Raw genomic sequence first — 16128 nt, forward strand, 5'->3', positions numbered from 1 at the left:
GGTGTGTGCGCAGGTCGTACGGGTACCCGGGAGTCTCCGAAAGGAGACCGACGCAGGGTCGACAGAAGGAGGAGACCTCGTATGACCAGCTCCAGTGAGACAGGTGGCGTCACCGGTACCCGCGACAAGAACTACGACCTCATCTGGTACGTCGAGGCGTGTCTGGACAACGCCCTGCGCCTTGAGACGTACATCCAGGACGCCGAACGCGACAACGACCGGGAGCTCATGGACCTGTTCCACAAGGCTCAGGCCGACAGCCGCAAGGGCGCCGAGATGGGCAAGGAACTGCTGCGCGAGCGGCTGAGCGGCTGACCGCCTCCTCCGCTCAGGCGAAGCGGGAACTCGGGACGGGCCCGGCGGAGTCGACGCGCGCCCGGTCGCCGCGCAGCCAGGTGCCCCTGACGGCGCCGGCGAACGCGGCGAACGGGGCGTCGTCGTCCGCCGGGCCCTCGCCGTCCCCGGGATCGGCGGCGGGGTCGGCGGCCGTCACCTCGGCGGCGATCTCCGCCTCCGGGCGGTCGTCCACAGGGCCCCGCTCGACGCCGCCGTCCGCGCCCGCGAGCAGGTGCTCACCCCAGGGCGGCACCACCGACTGGTGCAGCAGCGCCACGCTGTCCGGGGTGATCGCGGGCGGGTCCGTCCAGCAGCTCGCGTGCGCGTGCAGCACCTGACCGGGCACGCGCTCGAAGAGCTGCCCGACGATCTCCGGGCCGCCGTCGTGCGCCGCCAGTCCGTCGAGGTCGTAGGCGACGACCACCGTGTCCGTCCGGCCGGGCGCGAACGGCTCGGCCGGCAGGTCCAGCACCTCCGCCGCGGCGAGACCGAGGATCCGCGAGTCCCGGTCGGGCAGCAGCGACACCGACCGCGGCCGCATCTCGGTGGCTTCGAGCAGCGTGCGCAGCCGCAGCAGACCGCGCAGACAGCCGTCGGGGGTGTCCTGCAGCCAGGCGTAGCGGCCGTGCATGCCCGCGTCGAAGCCGTACGGCGACAGGGTGCCGAGGACCGTGCCGGCGATCACGTACTGCCAGCCGCGCAGATCGGTCAGATCGAGCGAGGACACCCGCTCGGCGTCGGCCGCGCGCTCCAGCACCCGGGTCTGCCGGTCCCGCGCCGGCTGCCACTGCGTGTCCTCGGGGTCGGCCAGCAGTGCGTGCTGGCGCCGGGCCAGCTCCAGATCGCCCGCCAGCACGGCGTTGAACACCAGCAGATAGCGGTCCGGCCAGTCCTGGAACGTCCCTTCGTGCCGGGCGAGTTCGGTGACCGCCTCGCGGTGCCGGCCCTCGTCCTCGTAGGCCGACACCAGCTCCCGCAGCACGACGAGCGAACCGTCGCTGCGGCGCAGCGCCTCGCGGAGCGGCGGGATCGCCAGGTGGGACACGCCGCGTTCGACGCAGGCGTACCCGAAGTCGAAGAGCGCCCTGGGGCGTTCGGGGTCGGCGGCGAGAGCCGCGGCGGCCTCCGCGAGGTCGTCGAAGCCCGCCGCTGCCGCGGCCCGCCGCACCACCAGGGCCACCTCCGCGAGCGGCTGCTCCTCGCCGGCCGCCCGCAACTGCCGCAGCGCACCGGGCACATCCCCCGAGTCCAGGGACTCCCAGGCCTTGAGGAGATCGGGGGACTTCGGGCGGCGATTCCTGCGTGAGAACATGCCGGAGATCATCACCCGTTTGCTGACGTGTCCTCAACACAATTCCCGGACACCGTTCCGCCGAGGTCTACGGCAGCGGCTGCTCGGCCCAGATGATCTTGCCGTCGGAGGTGTAGCGGGTGCCCCAGCGGTCGGCGAGCTGCGCGACCAGGAACAGGCCCCGGCCGCCCTCGTCGGTGGTCGCCGCGTACCGCAGATGCGGGGAGGTCGTGCTGCGGTCGGACACCTCGCAGATCAGAGTGCGGTCGCGCAGCAGCCGTACCCCGATCGGGCCGCGCCCGTAGCGGATGGCGTTGGTGACCAGCTCGCTCAGGATCAGCTCGGTGGTGAAGTCCAGCTCCACCAGGTCCCAGTCGGCGAGCTTCCTGGTCACCGCGCTCCGCACCTCGGACACCGCCGCCGGATCGGACGGCACCTGCCACTCGGCGACCCGGTCGGCGCCCAGCACCCGGGTCCGGGCGACGATCAGCGCGACGTCGTCGCTCGGCCGGGCCGGCAGCCGGTCCAGCACGGCGCGGCAGGTCTCCTCCGGCGAGGCGCCCGGCGTGTCGCGCAGGGCGCCGCTCAGCAGTTCGAGACCCACGTCGATGTCCCGCTCGCGGTCCTCCACCAGCCCGTCGGTGTACAGCACCAGCCGGCTGCCCTCCGCCAGCTCCAGCTCGGCCGTCTCGAACGGCAGCCCGCCCAGACCCAGCGGCGGCCCGGCCGGCACTTCCGGGAACTCCACCCGGCCGTCGGGCTGCACCAGCGCGGGCGGCGGATGGCCGGCCCGGGCAAGACTGCAATGCCGTGCGACCGGGTCGTACACCGCGTACAGGCAGGTCGCTCCGGCGATCGCCGCGGAACCGTCCGTGGCGGTCTCGTCCTGGTCGATCCGGCCCACCAGCTCGTCCAGCAGACCGAGGAGTTCGTCGGGCGGCAGATCCAGCGCGGAGAAGTTGTGCACCGCCGTGCGCAGCCGGCCCATGGTGGCCGCCGCGTGCAGCCCGTGCCCCACCACGTCCCCCACCACCAGCGCCACCCGGGCACCGGACAGCGGCAGCACGTCGAACCAGTCGCCGCCCACCCCGGACTGCGCCGGCAGATAGCGGTAGGCGATCTCCAGCGTGTCCTGCTCCGGCAGCGAGCGCGGCAGCAGACTGCGCTGCAGCGTGACCGCCATGCTGTGCTCGCGGGTGTACCGGCGGGCGTTGTCGATGGACACCGCCGCCCGCGCGACCAGCTCCTCGGCGAGCGCCAGGTCCTCGGAGTCGAACGGCTGCGGCTTCTCCGCACGCCAGAAGTTCGCCACGCCGAGCACCAGGTTGCCCGCCCGGAGCGGCACCGTGATCAGCGAGTGGATGCCGTACGCCAGGACCCGGCCGGTGTGCTCCGGGTTCTGCGCGCGCCAGCCGGGCGCCTCGCGCAGCACGGGCTCCAGGACCGACTGCCCGGTGGTCAGGCTGCGCGCCTGCGGCGAGGTGGCCACGAACCGGATCCGCTCGCCGACCGGATACAGCGGGGAGTCCTCGCGGATGCCGGCACAGGCGGCGCGGCGCAGTGCGGTGCCCGGCTTGGGCTCCTCGCCGTGCAGCACCGCGTCGAACAGGTCCACGGTCGCGAAGTCCGCGAACCTCGGCACCGCAAGCTCGGCCAGTTCCTCGGCGGTACGGGCGACGTTTAGGCTGGTGCCGATGCCCACCCCGGCGTCGTACAGCATGTTCAGCCGCTCGCGCGCCACCTCCGCCCGGCCGGACAGGGCGCGCAGCTCGGTGGAGTCGCGCACCGTGGTGACACTGCCCGCGGGGCCGCCGCGGACATCGGTGGGGCGCTGGTTGATGGCCAGCAGCCGGTCCTTGACCAGGTGCACCTCGTCCGTGGCCACCCGGCCCGAGGCCAGCAGCGCCGCCGTCTCGTCGTCCAGGCCCAGCTCCAGCACGCTGCGCCGCTCGGCGTCCTCGGGCAGGTCCAGCAGCCGGTGCGCCTCGTCGTTGGCGAGCAGCAGCCGGCCTTCGTCGCCGACGATCAGCACACCCTCCCGGACCGCGTGCAGCACCGCGTCGTGGTGCTCGTACATCCGGGTCATCTCGTACGGCCCGAGGCCGTGCGTCTGGCGCAGCAGGCGTCTGCTGACCAGGGCCGTGCCCGCGGTGGCCAGCGCGAGCGCCGCCGCTGCCGCCGAGAGCAGCAGGGGCAGCTGCTGTTTGGCGGCCCCGCCCACATGCGCGGTGGTGATGCCCGCCGACACCAGGCCCACCACCTTGCCGGCCGCGTCCTTCACGGGCACCACGACCTGCACCAGCGGGCCTATGGTGCCGGTGACGTGTTCCACGACCGTGCCGCCGGCCTGCGCGGGGCCGATGGTGCCGACGAACTTCTTTCCGATGCGGTCGGGGTTGGGGTGCGTGTAGCGGATGCCGTCGGTGGTCATCACGACGACGAAGTCCACGCCGGTCGCCTTGCGCGTGGCCTCGGCCTTGGGCTGGAGGATGGCCGTCGGGTCCGGGGAGCGCAGCGCGGCCGCCGTGCCCGGCGCGTTCGCGAACGACTGGGCGACGGCGAGCGAGCGGTTCTGGGCAGCCATGTCGCTGTCGCGCCGCACCTGGAGCACCTGTGCCACCACGGCCGCGACGATCAGCAGCAGCACGATCACCACCTGGAGCACGAACACCTGCCCGGCGACGCTGCGCCCCGTCACCACCGACCGCAGCGCCCCGGGACCGCCGCCGTTCCCGCCCGAGCCCCGCGGCCCCGGGCTCCCCGATGCGCGCGGGGGCCCGGAAGGACGGGGCGGCCGGGTCGCACTTCGGCCGGGCAGTCGCACCATGTGCCCATGTCTACACTGCCCGGCCCGCTCCGGCGAGACCATCACCCGAGGTGGCTACGGCCGTTCGGAGCCGCGCGGTCCGCTCACCGGAGGCGTACGGGGCCCGAACGGCGGGCGGCGAGCAGCAGCGCGACGTCGTCGGGCCGGTCGGTGGCGTGCCGGGCGGCGGCCGTGAGCCGGTCGGCGACCCCGGCCAGCGACCGCCCGCCCCGGCGCCCGGCGGCGGCCCCGGTCCTGGCGAGCGCCAGCCGCAGCGCCTCGATGCCGTCGTCGATGTCCGCGCCCGGCCGCTCCACCAGCCCGTCCGTGTACAGCGCGAGGATCGCGTCCGGCTCCAGCAGCAGTTCGGCCACCGGGTACCGGGCCTGCGGGTCCACCCCGAGGACGACAGCGCCGGGGACGTCCAGCAGCCGGGTCCGCCCGTCGGGGGAACGCAGCAGCGGCGGCGGATGCCCCGCCCGGGCGATCCGGGTACGGCCGGTGGCGGGGTCCAGCCGCAGATAGCAGCAACTGGCGAACTGACCGGGATCGAGGTCGATCAGCAGGTGGTTGGTACCGCTGAGCACTTCGTCGGGCGGCCGGTCGCCCAGCGCGAACGCCCGTACGGCACTGCGCAACTGCCCCATGGTGGCCGCCGCCTGCACCCCGTGCCCCTGCACATCACCGATCACCAGCGCGAGCCCGTCACCCGCCTCGACCACGTCGTACCAGTCACCGCCCACGTCCATGCCCTGCGTGCCCGGCAGATACCGGCCCGCGGTCTCCACCTGCGGATGCGCCGAAAGCCGGCGGGGCAGCAGCGCCTGTTGCAGGCCGCGGGCGAGGGCCGCCTCGCTGTCGTAGCGCTGGGCCCGTTCCATGGCGTGGGCGATCAGCCCGGCGAGCGCGGTGAGGACCGTGCGCTCCTCGGCGCTGAAGCCGCGCGAGCAGTCGAAGCCGAGGATGCACGAGCCGACCGGCCGGCCGGAGGCGATCAGCGGCAGGAAGGCCCGGGCGCCCTCGTCCGCGTCCAGCGGGATGCCCGGGTAGGCGGCCGCCATCTGCTGCATCGACTCGAAGAACAGCGGCCGGCCCGTGGTCAGGCACTCCACGCCCGGCAGCCGCGCGTCGAGGCCGATCCCCTCGAAGGGATCGAGGAACCCCTGCGGGAAGCCCGTCTCCCAGGCGAGATAGAAATGCCGTTCCTGGAGCAGGTAGATGGCGAGGCAGCCGCCGCCGAACGCGGGCAGCAGCTCCCGCACCACCACCGCCGACACCTGCCGGGCGGTCACCGCGTCCGCCAGCGCGATGGCCAGGGCGATCGGCCGGTACAGCGGAGCCAGCGAGCCGCCGACCGTCACCGTGTCCTCCAGGACGTGCTCCTCGACGGCCGGCCCGGCCGGTGGGTCCATCCGGCTGGCCGGGACGAGCGTGCAGCTCAGCAGGTCCTCGCTGCAGTGCACCGACACGGCGAGCCAGTCGTCCGCGCCGGGCTCGCCGCGTTCCCCGGCCGGCCGGCGCACATGGAAGTGCACCGGGCCCGGGGACAGCAGCGCGCCGCGCAGATGGTCGTCGTACGGCGCACCGCCCAGCCACGGCATCGCCTCCCACAGCGAGCGCCCGAGCAGCCACTCCCGGTCCCGGCCGGCGAGCCGGGCCGCGGCCTCGTTGACGTACACGATCAGCCCCAGCCGGTCCAGGCAGAACACGCCCTGCGGCAGCAGGTCGGCCGCGCCGTCCGCGGACTCGGCGCGCCCGGGGGCTACCACCACGCCGTCGACCTGCTCGCCGGCCCCGCCCTCGGTGGCCGGCCACAGGTCCAGCAGCCGCGGCGTGCCGTCCAGCGCCCGCAGGCGCAGCGGCGCGGCGGGCGGCTTCCCGGCCGCGGTGTCGCGCAGCGCGGCCAGGACCAGGTGTGCGTCGTGCGGGGCCAGCGCGTGCGCGAGCGCCGTGTCCGTCCCCTCGAAGTCGCCGGGGGACAGCCCGAGAAGGGCGTGCAGCCGGTCGTCCGCGCGCACCGCCGAGGTCACGGGATCCCAGCCGAACCGCGCCACGACGGCCTGCGCCGGCCGGCTCGCGGGCGGCCGGACGCACAGCGGCTCGCGGTCCCAGGCCACCGCGCCCGGGTCGCCGTCGGCGAGCCCGAGCAACTCGGCACCCAGGCCTTCGGCGAGCCTGTCGAGCAGCTCCCGGTCCAGCAACTCGTCCGCGGTGTCCGTCACCGCCGGGCGCAGCACCATGAGCACCCCGAGCGGCTCGCTCCCGCCCGGCACCGGCACATGCACCGATCCGAACGGGAAGGGCAGGCCCGCCGCGAACTGCGGATACCGGCGCACCGTCTCGGCGGCGTTCGCCAGCACCACGGGCACGCCGAGGCGGTAGGCGTCGGCGACGGGGAAGGGGCGCTGCACGTGCAGTCGCCACCAGGGCCGGAACAGCGGTCCGGGCAGCCCCGCGAGGGCCGCGAGGCGCAGCAGGCCCGGGGTGCCGGAGCGCAGATACACGGCCGCCACCCGGCCGCCGGCCGCACCGAGCGCACCGGTCGAGGTGTCGGCCAGCAGCGCGGCCAGCCGGGCCCGCGTACGGACCGCCTGCTCGCCACCGCTCCCAGTCATCGCCCCTGCCTCGTCCCGTGCGCCTTCAGGTGGATGACACAGCAAGAATGCGCCTGGAGGACCGTGCGACGCACCTGGTACGAGCGGGAAACAGGGAGAGGGCCGAGGAAAGGGGCCGGGACGGTCGGGGTGTGCCGCCGTGGGGCCACCGACCGGGCCCGGCGCGGCTGTCAGCCGGCCGGTCGTGCCGGTCCCGCAAGGTCCGGCTCGGGGTTCCCGGTGTCCGCCGGACGCAGCACCAGATGACCGTCCAGCCGGGCGGCCGCCATCGCGAAGGGGAAGGTGTCCGCCTCCAGGCACATCGCCGCGTCCTCGGGATGGACGCCGGTCCAGCCCCGCCGGACCCCGTCGGCGAGCCGGGCGGCGGCGTCGGAGCGCCGGGCTCGTTCGAGGTAGGGGGCGGGGTCCGCGTCGGCCGCCGGGACGCGGTCCGCGATGTACTCGGCGTACTCGGCGCAGGCGAGATCCTCCTCGGCCCGGCCGCCGTCCCCGGTGACGACGAAGGTCACCGTCTGCGGCCGGGCCCGGCGCAGCACCTCGGCGGTCGTACCGGCCACCACGAAGCTCGCGCACAGCAGCAGCCCGGCGTCCGCCACGGCGAGCACCCCGGCCGTCCCGGCGGTGGTCTTCCGCACGACCGTACGGCCCCGGACGTCCAGCGAACGCAGCCGCGCGGGCGAGTTGGCCAGGTCGAACCCCGGCACCGGCTCGCCGTCCTGGAAGGCGAGCCAGCCAGGGTGACGGGACTTCAGCTCCAGGGCCTCCTGCTGCGCAGCGGCGAAGACGATCCGCTCACCACCGCGGCGGAACGCCCAAGGCGGCCACGGTGAACGCCCGCATGACATCGACGCCACGGCCACGTCCGGGGCCTTCGGCGTACCGGGTATACCGGTGAAATCGGTCTGCATCACTCCATGATCAGGCCCGGGGCGGCCGTTCAGTACTCGGCCGGACCGGGCGGCAGCGGCCGGGCGGCGCGCAGGCTGCGCAGGGCGAGCAGCAGGACGGCGATGTCGTCCAGGTAGACGGGGTCGGGCAGCAGGTCGGTGGGGAGCAGCAGATAGGCGACCGCGCCCCAGAACACCCAGCGCGGGCCCGTCGGCAGCCCGGCTCGCCGCAGCGCGCGCCGGGCGCGCACCAGCCGTACCAGCAGGCCGAGGGCGACCGCGAGCAGCAGTGCCGCGACGACGGCGCCGATCACCAGCAGGGTGGTGGTGGAATCCATGCGGTCTCCCTCCCGGGTTCCGACCGGACGGCTACGACGACCGGTCCGTGCCGTCGGCCGACTCCGTGCTGCCGCTCTCCGCCGCGGGCGGCGACTGCAGCCGGCCCTTCGCCGTAAACCTCAGCCGCTCGAACGTCCGGGTCAGCTGCTGCAGCGCACCGGGAGTCCGGGACGCGGACTGCTGGTGCGGAAGGGCGGGCGCGGGGACGTCACGGTAGGCGGCGAGGGCCTCCAGGGCCTGCTCGGCGGCCTCCTTGTACAGGTCACGGGACTTGGTCATCGCCTCCAGCGCCTCGGCGTACCGGGCGACCTGCCGCCGTTCACGCTCCAGCTCCTCCTGCAGGGTCATCAGGGCCCAGTTGTCCCGCAGGTCGGTCAGCGCCTCCTCGACCGCCCGCGGCAGCGGCCGCGGCAGGGCGGCGAAGTGCCGCAGGGCCGCGAGGAGTTCGGCGGGCTCGGAACCGTCCAGGAAGACGCTGCGGACGGTGTGCTCGCGGCTGTCGTAGCCCTCCGGAGCCGGATCCGGGGGCAGCAGCACCGCGCCGCCGCGCGGCACCTCGACGCCGAGGTCCTTCAGCGCCCAGTTGACGGCACGGAACTGGTGCGGCGCGGCCCGGTGCTCCACCACCCGGTGCCTGAGCCCCGGCGGCAGCAGCCGGGTCAGCGGCAGCCTGCCCTGCTCGTCCGGGGTCATCGCCTCGTGCACGACGACATTGAGGCACCAGGCCTCGCGCGCCGCGTCCCGCAGCCTGCGTCGCATCTCCTTGTCGTCCGCGGGCAGCGCGTTGACCTGCCGCAGGCGCACTCCGGTCACCGTGGAGTGGTGGTCCCAGGAGCCGTCCTCGCCCGCCGCGCCCTCCGGCCAGAACAGCGTCGCCGGCGAGGGCCATGTCTCGTCCCACGGGCGCTCCGCCTCCGCCACGAGCCGCCACTCCTGCCCCGGCCGCCGCTCCTCCTGCGTCACGAGGGTGAGCCGGGCCCGCACGGTCACCGTGCCGGCGACCCGCCAGCGCGCCTCGAACACGCGCCGGGCCGCGTCCTCGGACACGAGGGCCTCGGCGAAGTCGTCGAGGTCGCCGCTCTCCTTGCGCCGGCGCAGGGTGCGGCGGACGACCTCCTCGGGAACGGGACCGGTGTGGCGGCCACGGGCCGCCCAGAGGGTCTGCGGGACGGCGGCGCGGTCGGCGGTGGAGTTCGACATGAGCCAATCTGCTGATGAGGGCGGGTGCGCCTTCCAGTATCACCGCTCGGCGGCGCGCCACGTCGTCCGGGGCCCCGGGGCGGCGCGTCGCGGTGGACGGCGCCCCCGCACCCGGGACGCGCACCCCGCACCCGGGGCGCGCGGGACACGCGTCGGGCGGCCGTCGTTCACACGTGGTCGCGCCCTCGTACGGCTCCCACAATGGTCCGGCGAACGGGGTCCGCCCGCCCATCCGCCCAGGGGCGGACCCCGTTCTCGCAGCGATCACCCCCACTCCTCGATATATATCGGCAGTCGATATATCCTGGCCGCATGACAGCGAAGAGCATGACCCGGGCGGCGTTCTTCGTCCTCACGGCGCTCGCGGACCAGCCCCGCCACGGCTACGGAATCCTGCGCGAGGTGGCGGAACTCTCCGCCGGAGAGCTGCAGTTGCGGGTCGGCACGCTCTACGGAGTGCTGGACCGGCTGACCGCGGACGGCCTGATCGCGCTGGACCGGGAAGAGGTCAGACAGGGCCGGCTGCGGCGCTACTACCGGCTCACCGACGACGGAGTGGCCGCCCTGGACGCGGAAGCCGAGCGGATGGCCGCAGGCGCCGGGGCGGCCAAGCGGCGCATCGCCGAGGGCCGCCGCGCCGGCGCCCCCGCCCGCCCCGCCGCGGGCCCGGCAGGGCTCGAACCCCCCACCGCACCCGGACTCGCGGGAGGCTACGCATGACCACGCTGCTGGAGGCCCGCTACCGCACCGTCCTGCGTCTGCTCCCCGCCTACTACCGGCGGGAACGGGAGGAGGAGATGGTCGAGACGTATCTGGCGGACCTCGACCGCGACACCCAGGACCAGAGCCGGCCCACGCTCGGCGAGGTGGCGAGCATCGCCGCCCTGGCGGTGCGCAGCCGCCTCGGCGCCGCCGGGGCACCCCGGCGCTACGTGCTGCTCGGATCGGGCGCACGGCTCTTCGCGCTCGCCGCCGTCCTGCTCCTGGCGGCCTCCGCGGTCGTCGCCCCGATCCTGCGGCTGACCTGGTCGTTCACCCGGGGCGGCGGGGAACGGCGGCTGTTCCTCGCGGACTTCACCGATCACGGCCCCCTCGCCGCGACCGTCGCCGTCGCCCAGTGGATCCTGCCGCTCGGCTGGACGGTCGCCTACTTCGCCCTCCTGTACGACCGTCGCCGCCTCGCGCGGATCGGCGCCCTGGTGGCCGCGGTGCCCAGCCTGTGGCCGCTGGTCCGCTCGCTGACGGGGGCGACGGTCATCACGGAGCCGGCGTTCGTCGTGACGCTGGCGCTGCTCGCCTGTCTGCCCGCCCTGGCGCTGTGCGCCGCCCACCACCGCGACGCGCCCCCGGCCCGGCTGCCCGTCGGCACCCCCGGTCTGGTCTTCATGGCGGCGTGCGTGGTGACGGGCGCGTCCACGGTGCTCATGCCCGTCGCCGACGACCTGGTGTGGGGGCCCGCCAACTGCTTCGTCGTCGCCGCCCTCGGCCGGCTGCTGTGGAGCGCGCGCCGCGCGGCGAGCGTCGCGCCCGGCGGTGCCCTCGCGCTCGCCGCGCTCGGCCTGCTCCTGCTGGCCGCGCGTGTCGCCGCCGTCTACCCCTGGCTCCGGCTGCCCGGGGCCGCCGCGTACACCGGCGGCGGCCTCGCCCAGACGGCCGCGCTCGCCCTGCTGACCGTGCTCCTGACGGTGGCGGGCCGCCGCGAACTCGCGGCACGCTGAGCCGCACGGGGCGTCGGCGGCCTGCCACGGGTTGCCGCCCAGCGGTGGCACGGACTGCAACGGGCCCGGGCCGCCGGGGTTTTCGCCACCGGCAGGCACAGGCGGAACCCGAGGTCGTGCGCGCCGTCGACACGGGCGGGCGGGCCCGCGCCGGACCTACCGGGTTCATGCAAGACACGGCGAGGGGCCGGCGCATCGGCGCCGGCCCCTCGCCGTGTCTTGTGGAGTCCCGGAATTACGCCCCGCTCTCCCGGAGCATGTCCTCGCGCTCGACGATCTTCACGCGTGCGCGGCCCTGCGGCTCGCCCAGGGCGCGCTCGGCGGCGTCCAGCTTGTACCAGCCCTCCCAGGTGGTGAAGCGGACCTCGCGCTCGGCGAGGAAGGCGTCCACCGCCTCCGGGTCCGGCGAGGCCGGGGTGTGCAGCCGGCCGCCCGCGTAGTCGTCCAGCAGGTTGGCGACGGTCTCGTTGGCGTCGCCCTTGGTGTGGCCGATCAGGCCGATGGGACCGCGCCGGATCCAGCCGGTGACGTAGGTGGACTGGAGGTGGGCGCCGCCCTCCTCGACGACCCGGCCGCCCTCGTCCGGGACGGTGCCAGAGTCGAGGTCCCAGGGCAGCTTGGGCAGCTTCTCGGAGAGGTAGCCGACCGCGCGGTAGACCGCCGTGACGTCCCAGTCCTTGAACTCGCCGGTGCCCTTGACGTTTCCGGTGCCGTCGAGGGCGGTGCGCTCGGTGCGCAGGCCGACGACCCTGCCGTCCTCGCCGAGGATCTCCGCGGGCGACTCGAAGAAGTGCAGGAACAGCTTGTGCGGGCGGTCGCCGACGTCCCGGATCGCCCAGTTCTCCAGGGTCTTGGCCACCATGTCGGCCTGCTTGTTGCCGCGCCGGGTCTCGATCGAGCCCTCGTCGTAGTCGATGTCCTCGGGGTCGACGATGACCTCGATGGTGGGCGAGTGGTCCAGCTCGCGCAGCTCCATCGGGCTGAACTTCGCCTGGGCGGGGCCGCGCCGGCCGAAGACATGGATCTCCACGGCCTTGTTGGCCTTCAGGCCGTCGTAGACGTTCGGCGGGATCTCGGTCGGCAGCAGCTCGTCGGCGGTCTTGGCGAGGATGCGGGCGACGTCGAGGGCGACGTTGCCGACACCGAGGACGGCGACCTTCTCGGCCTCCAGCGGCCAGGTGCGCGGGACGTCCGGGTGGCCGTCGTACCAGGAGACGAAGTCGGCGGCGCCGTAGGAGCCGTCCAGGTCGATGCCGGGTATGGACAGCTCGCGGTCGGCCGTCGCGCCGGTGGAGAAGATCACCGCGTCGTAGAAGGCGCGCAGGTCGTCCAGGCTGATGTCGGTCGGGTAGTCGACGTTGCCGAACAGCCGTATCTGCGGCTTGTCCAGCACCTGGTGCAGGGCGGTGACGATGCCCTTGATGCGCGGGTGGTCGGGGGCGACGCCGTACCGGATCAGGCCGAACGGGGCGGGCATCCGCTCGAAGAGGTCGATGGACACACCGGGGTCGGCGGCCACCTCGGACTTGAGCAGGGCGTCGGCGGCGTAGATCCCGGCGGGGCCGGCTCCGACGATGGCTACCCGCAGGGGGCGCGGCATGATCAGGTTCCCTTCGCGTCTGAATGGGCGACTTGATCAGGAAGCCTAAGCTAAGGCAGGCCTAAGTTGGTACGCGGGTCCCGCCTATGACCCCATAAGTGGATCTTATGACTTGCCCAGCATTGTCTTATGACCCGGAGTGTTCCCCTGGAGCGGCCGGTGCCGGACCCTGTCCTCGGACGGCGGGAAGGGGACGGCGGGAAGGGGAGGGCGGGCGTGGACGGACACGCGGCAACGAGCGTAGCGGTGACGGGCGGCAGCGGCTTCGTCGGCAGCCATCTGGTAAGGCGCCTGCTGGAACGGGGCTACCGGGTCCACGCCACCGTACGGAACCGGGCCGACGCGGCCAAGGTCCGGCCGCTGTGGGAGCTGCAGGAAGCGTTCCCCGGCCAACTCCTTCTCTTCGAGGCGGACTTGATCGAGGGCGGCGCCTTCGATGCGGCGTTCCGCGACTGCGCGGTCGTCTTCCATGTGGCCGCACCGTTCCTGATGCCGGAGCGGATCAAGGACGGCCGACGGGACGTCGTGGACCCGGCACTGCTGGGCACCCGCAACGTACTGGCGGCGATCGAGCGGACCCCGCAGGTGCACACGCTGGTGTTCACGTCCACCGTGGGCGCGATATTCGGCGACTACGCCGATGTGCTCGCGATGGACGGCCGGATCCTGTCCGAGCGGTACTTCAACACCACCAGCACCGTCGAGAACAACCCCTACCACTACGCCAAGACGCTGGCGGAACGCGCCGCGTGGGCGGCCGAGGCGGCGCAGGACCGCTGGCGCATGGTGTCGGTCAACCCCGGGCTGATCCTGGGGCCCTCGTTCACCCCCGCGTCCGACTCCGGCAGCCTCTTCCTGCTGGACGAGCTGTTCCAGGGCTACTTCTGTTACGGCGCACCGGACTTCAGCTTCACCACGGCGGACGTCCGGGACGTGGCCGACGCGCACATCGCCGCCGCCGAGAACCCGGCCGCGCAAGGGCGGTACATCGTGGCGGCCGACACCATGACGTCGTTCCACGAGATGGCCGGCATCCTCCTCGCCCGCCACCCCCTGGACCTCCGGCTGCCGCGCACGAGGCTCCCGCACTGGCCGGTCCGGGTCCTGGGCCCCGCCTTCGGTCTCACCCAGGACTACATCCGCCGGCACCTCGGCATCCGCTTCCGTGTCGACAACAGCCGCAGCATCCGCGAACTGGCCCTGAGGTACCGCCCGTTGGAGGACACCCTGCTCGACCACTACGAGAGCCGGCGCGCACACCGGCGCCGGGGCTGATTCCGGTACCGGTCGCCCCGGTCAACGGACCGCTCAGGAGAGCCGCACGATCCGGTGGATCGCCGACTCCCCGGCGCCGTAGATCGACTCCTCGCGTATGGACGATCCCGGGCCCGGCGCGTGCACCATCATGCCGCCGCCGACATGGAGTCCCACGTGCCGGTCGTCGTCGAAGAAGAGGACCAGATCGCCGGGCTCGATCCCGGCGAGCGTGACCGGCGCACCGGCGAGCGCCTGCTCGTACGCGGCCCGCGGCAGCTGAACCCCGGCGGCCTTCCAGGCGGCCTGGGTGAGGCTGGAGCAGTCGTACGAGTCCGGCCCCGTCGCACCCCACACGCAAGGCTTGCCGATCTGCGCCCGGGCGAACGCGATGGCCTTGGCGGCCCGCACGGCCCGGGGCGACTCGGGGAGCACGACGAGGGAAGCGGCGCCGGTCCCGGAGGCCGGGGTGGCGGGCGAGGCCTCCACGCCCGGCATCGCGGTCACCACCGCACCGGGCGCGCTGGGTGCTTCCCATTCCGGCTGCTGCCATGGGTTGGTGGCGGGGGTGGGGGAGGTGGTCTGGGTGGGTGGTGTGGGCGGTTGGGTTGTGGCGGGCGGGGTGGGTGGCGTCCATTCCGGCTGCTGCCACGGATTGGTGGCGGGGGTGGGGGAGGTGGTCTGGGTGGGTGGTGTGGGCGGTTGGGCTGTGGCGGGTGCGGTGGGTGCCGTCCATTCCGGCTGGTCCCACGGACTGGTGGGGGAGGTGGCCTGCGCGGGTGGTGTGGGGGGTACGGCTGTGGCGGGCGCGGTGGGTGCCGGGGTGACGGGGGGCGACGTTGCGGCCGTCGTCGGCATGGGGGATGCGGCCGTAACAGGCGTGGGTGGTGTGGCCGTCATCGGCGCCGCCTGGGCGGTCGCGGCGGCTGTGGTGAGCCGCGCGGTGTACCGGGTGATCACGTCGCTCGCCGCGGCCAGCTTGCGCTGGTTGTTCGCCTTGGACGTGGCGGGGGAGGGGCGGCCCGGCGCGGCGGGACCGGGCAGTGTCCTGGGTTCCTGGACCGGGGTGCCCTGCGCGGCGGACGGCCCGACCACCGGAAGGACGGCGGTCTCGACGGGTCCGGCGTCGGCCGTCGGTGCCGGACCGAGGCCGGCCGGATACGCCAGACCGAGACCGGTGGGTTCCCCTTGCCCGAGGCCGGCCGGGTCCACCGGATCGAGACCGGCCGGTACACCGCGCGTATCGGGCCCCGCCGGGGCTGCCGCCCCGGGCAGCGCCAGGTACGCGGCGCTCGCGCCGGGCGTACCCGTTCCGTCGAGAGCGGGCAACCCGGGCTGACCACCGGGCAGTTCAAGCCGCCGAGGTCCGTTCAGGGCGACGCGTGCGCTCTCGCGTGCCGCCAGGGCGAGACTCTCCGGATCCGTCGCCCGGCCGGCCGTCAGCTCGGCCACCACGCGGTCGGTGGCGCGCTCCAGGGCCTCGGGCCGTCGCGTGGACACGCCCATGCCCAGGGCGTCCGATGCGCCGCCCGTCCGGCCCCGGGAGCGGCCCGCAGCCGCTGCCGGGCGGTCGGGCAGCCGGTCGGCGGGCAGCGCGGCGGGGACGGTCGGGCCGAGCTTGGCGCGTGCCCCGTCGAACCACTGCCGGGCGATCTCGTCGAGAGCGGGATCCGGTCGCCGCCTCGGGCGCTTGGCCAGCGGGACGCCCCGGGAGCGCGTCACCGAGGCCATGGCCCGGGTCGCGTTGTAGTTCCCGGTCTCGTTCTCGGCCCGGTCGTAGAGGGAGTCGATCCGCTGCCGGACCTCGTCCTGCGCAACCTCGTCGCGGCTCTCCGGCGCCATGGAAGACACGCTCCTTCCTTGCCCCGCAGGGCAGTTGGGCCGATGCGTCCGGTCCGTCGAGGGCCGGGCGGCCTCGCGTCAACCTAGCCAACGTGTGTGCCTCGTGTGAAGGTTGAGGTGTGAAATGTCCGATGCGTATTTGTGATGTTCGTGGTGGTGTTCGAAAGGGAAGGGGCGAGTTCCGCGTTTTCCTGTGAGGTGCCGGTGAATCCGCGATTCCCTTGAACACTTCCGTGCCGC

The 16128-nt window shown here is 74.0% G+C and carries 11 protein-coding genes and 1 pseudogene; 4 read left to right on the forward strand and 8 right to left on the reverse strand.

Annotation, left to right across the window (positions count from 1 at the left end; all coding sequences use genetic code 11):
- Positions 1-81 precede the first annotated feature (81 nt).
- Entirely contained in the window at positions 82-315 is a 234-nt protein-coding gene (locus tag ACFYOH_RS14935; RefSeq protein ID WP_388625593.1) for a hypothetical protein, read from the forward strand.
- A gap of 13 nt (positions 316-328) precedes the next feature.
- Here ACFYOH_RS14935 and ACFYOH_RS14940 read toward each other — a convergent pair whose 3' ends face one another.
- The 6 genes and pseudogenes from ACFYOH_RS14940 to ACFYOH_RS14965 all read right to left on the reverse strand — a co-directional run bounded on the left by ACFYOH_RS14940 (position 329) and on the right by ACFYOH_RS14965 (position 9474).
- Positions 329-1648, reverse strand: a complete 1320-nt coding sequence (locus ACFYOH_RS14940) for a hypothetical protein (protein WP_388625595.1) — start codon at positions 1646-1648, stop codon at positions 329-331.
- Positions 1649-1715: 67 nt separating this feature from the next.
- The gene (locus ACFYOH_RS14945) at positions 1716-4454 is read right to left on the reverse strand and encodes a SpoIIE family protein phosphatase (RefSeq protein WP_388625597.1); all 2739 of its coding nucleotides are present in this window, start codon (positions 4452-4454) and stop codon (positions 1716-1718) included.
- 83 nt (positions 4455-4537) lie between these two features.
- Entirely contained in the window at positions 4538-7048 is a 2511-nt protein-coding gene (locus ACFYOH_RS14950) for a SpoIIE family protein phosphatase (protein WP_388625599.1), read from the reverse strand.
- Positions 7049-7218: 170 nt separating this feature from the next.
- Positions 7219-7956: pseudogene (locus ACFYOH_RS14955) on the reverse strand (2-phosphosulfolactate phosphatase).
- Between the two features lie 29 nt (positions 7957-7985).
- A complete protein-coding gene (locus tag ACFYOH_RS14960; protein WP_388625602.1) occupies positions 7986-8273 on the reverse strand; it encodes a DUF1232 domain-containing protein in 288 nt (95 codons plus the stop codon).
- A 31-nt stretch (positions 8274-8304) separates the two neighbouring features.
- Positions 8305-9474, reverse strand: coding sequence for a hypothetical protein (locus tag ACFYOH_RS14965; protein ID WP_388625604.1), 1170 nt, complete (start codon positions 9472-9474; stop codon positions 8305-8307).
- A gap of 327 nt (positions 9475-9801) precedes the next feature.
- Here ACFYOH_RS14965 and ACFYOH_RS14970 point away from each other — a divergent pair, with 327 nt between their 5' ends.
- Both ACFYOH_RS14970 and ACFYOH_RS14975 read left to right on the forward strand, forming a co-directional pair.
- Positions 9802-10194: a PadR family transcriptional regulator gene (locus ACFYOH_RS14970; RefSeq protein ID WP_388625970.1), complete on the forward strand. Its 393-nt coding sequence runs from the start codon at positions 9802-9804 to the stop codon at positions 10192-10194.
- Entirely contained in the window at positions 10191-11192 is a 1002-nt protein-coding gene (locus ACFYOH_RS14975; RefSeq protein ID WP_388625607.1) for a hypothetical protein, read from the forward strand. Before ACFYOH_RS14970 ends, ACFYOH_RS14975 begins: the two co-directional genes overlap by 4 nt.
- 235 nt (positions 11193-11427) lie before the next feature.
- Here the strand turns inward: ACFYOH_RS14975 and ACFYOH_RS14980 are convergent, their stop codons facing one another.
- Entirely contained in the window at positions 11428-12792 is a 1365-nt protein-coding gene (locus tag ACFYOH_RS14980) for an FAD-dependent oxidoreductase (protein WP_388625610.1), read from the reverse strand.
- A gap of 216 nt (positions 12793-13008) precedes the next feature.
- Between ACFYOH_RS14980 and ACFYOH_RS14985 the strand changes: the two genes are divergently transcribed.
- The gene (locus ACFYOH_RS14985; protein ID WP_388625612.1) at positions 13009-14067 is read left to right on the forward strand and encodes an NAD-dependent epimerase/dehydratase family protein; all 1059 of its coding nucleotides are present in this window, start codon (positions 13009-13011) and stop codon (positions 14065-14067) included.
- Between the two features lie 33 nt (positions 14068-14100).
- On the opposite strand, the gene ACFYOH_RS14990 is transcribed toward ACFYOH_RS14985, so the two are convergent.
- On the reverse strand, positions 14101-15888 hold the full coding sequence (locus tag ACFYOH_RS14990) for an NlpC/P60 family protein (protein ID WP_388625614.1): 1788 nt from the start codon (positions 15886-15888) through the stop codon (positions 14101-14103).
- Positions 15889-16128: the final 240 nt, after the last annotated feature.

The sequence above is a fragment of the Streptomyces sp. NPDC007856 genome (assembly GCF_042868225.1).
GTDB lineage: Bacteria > Actinomycetota > Actinomycetes > Streptomycetales > Streptomycetaceae > Streptomyces.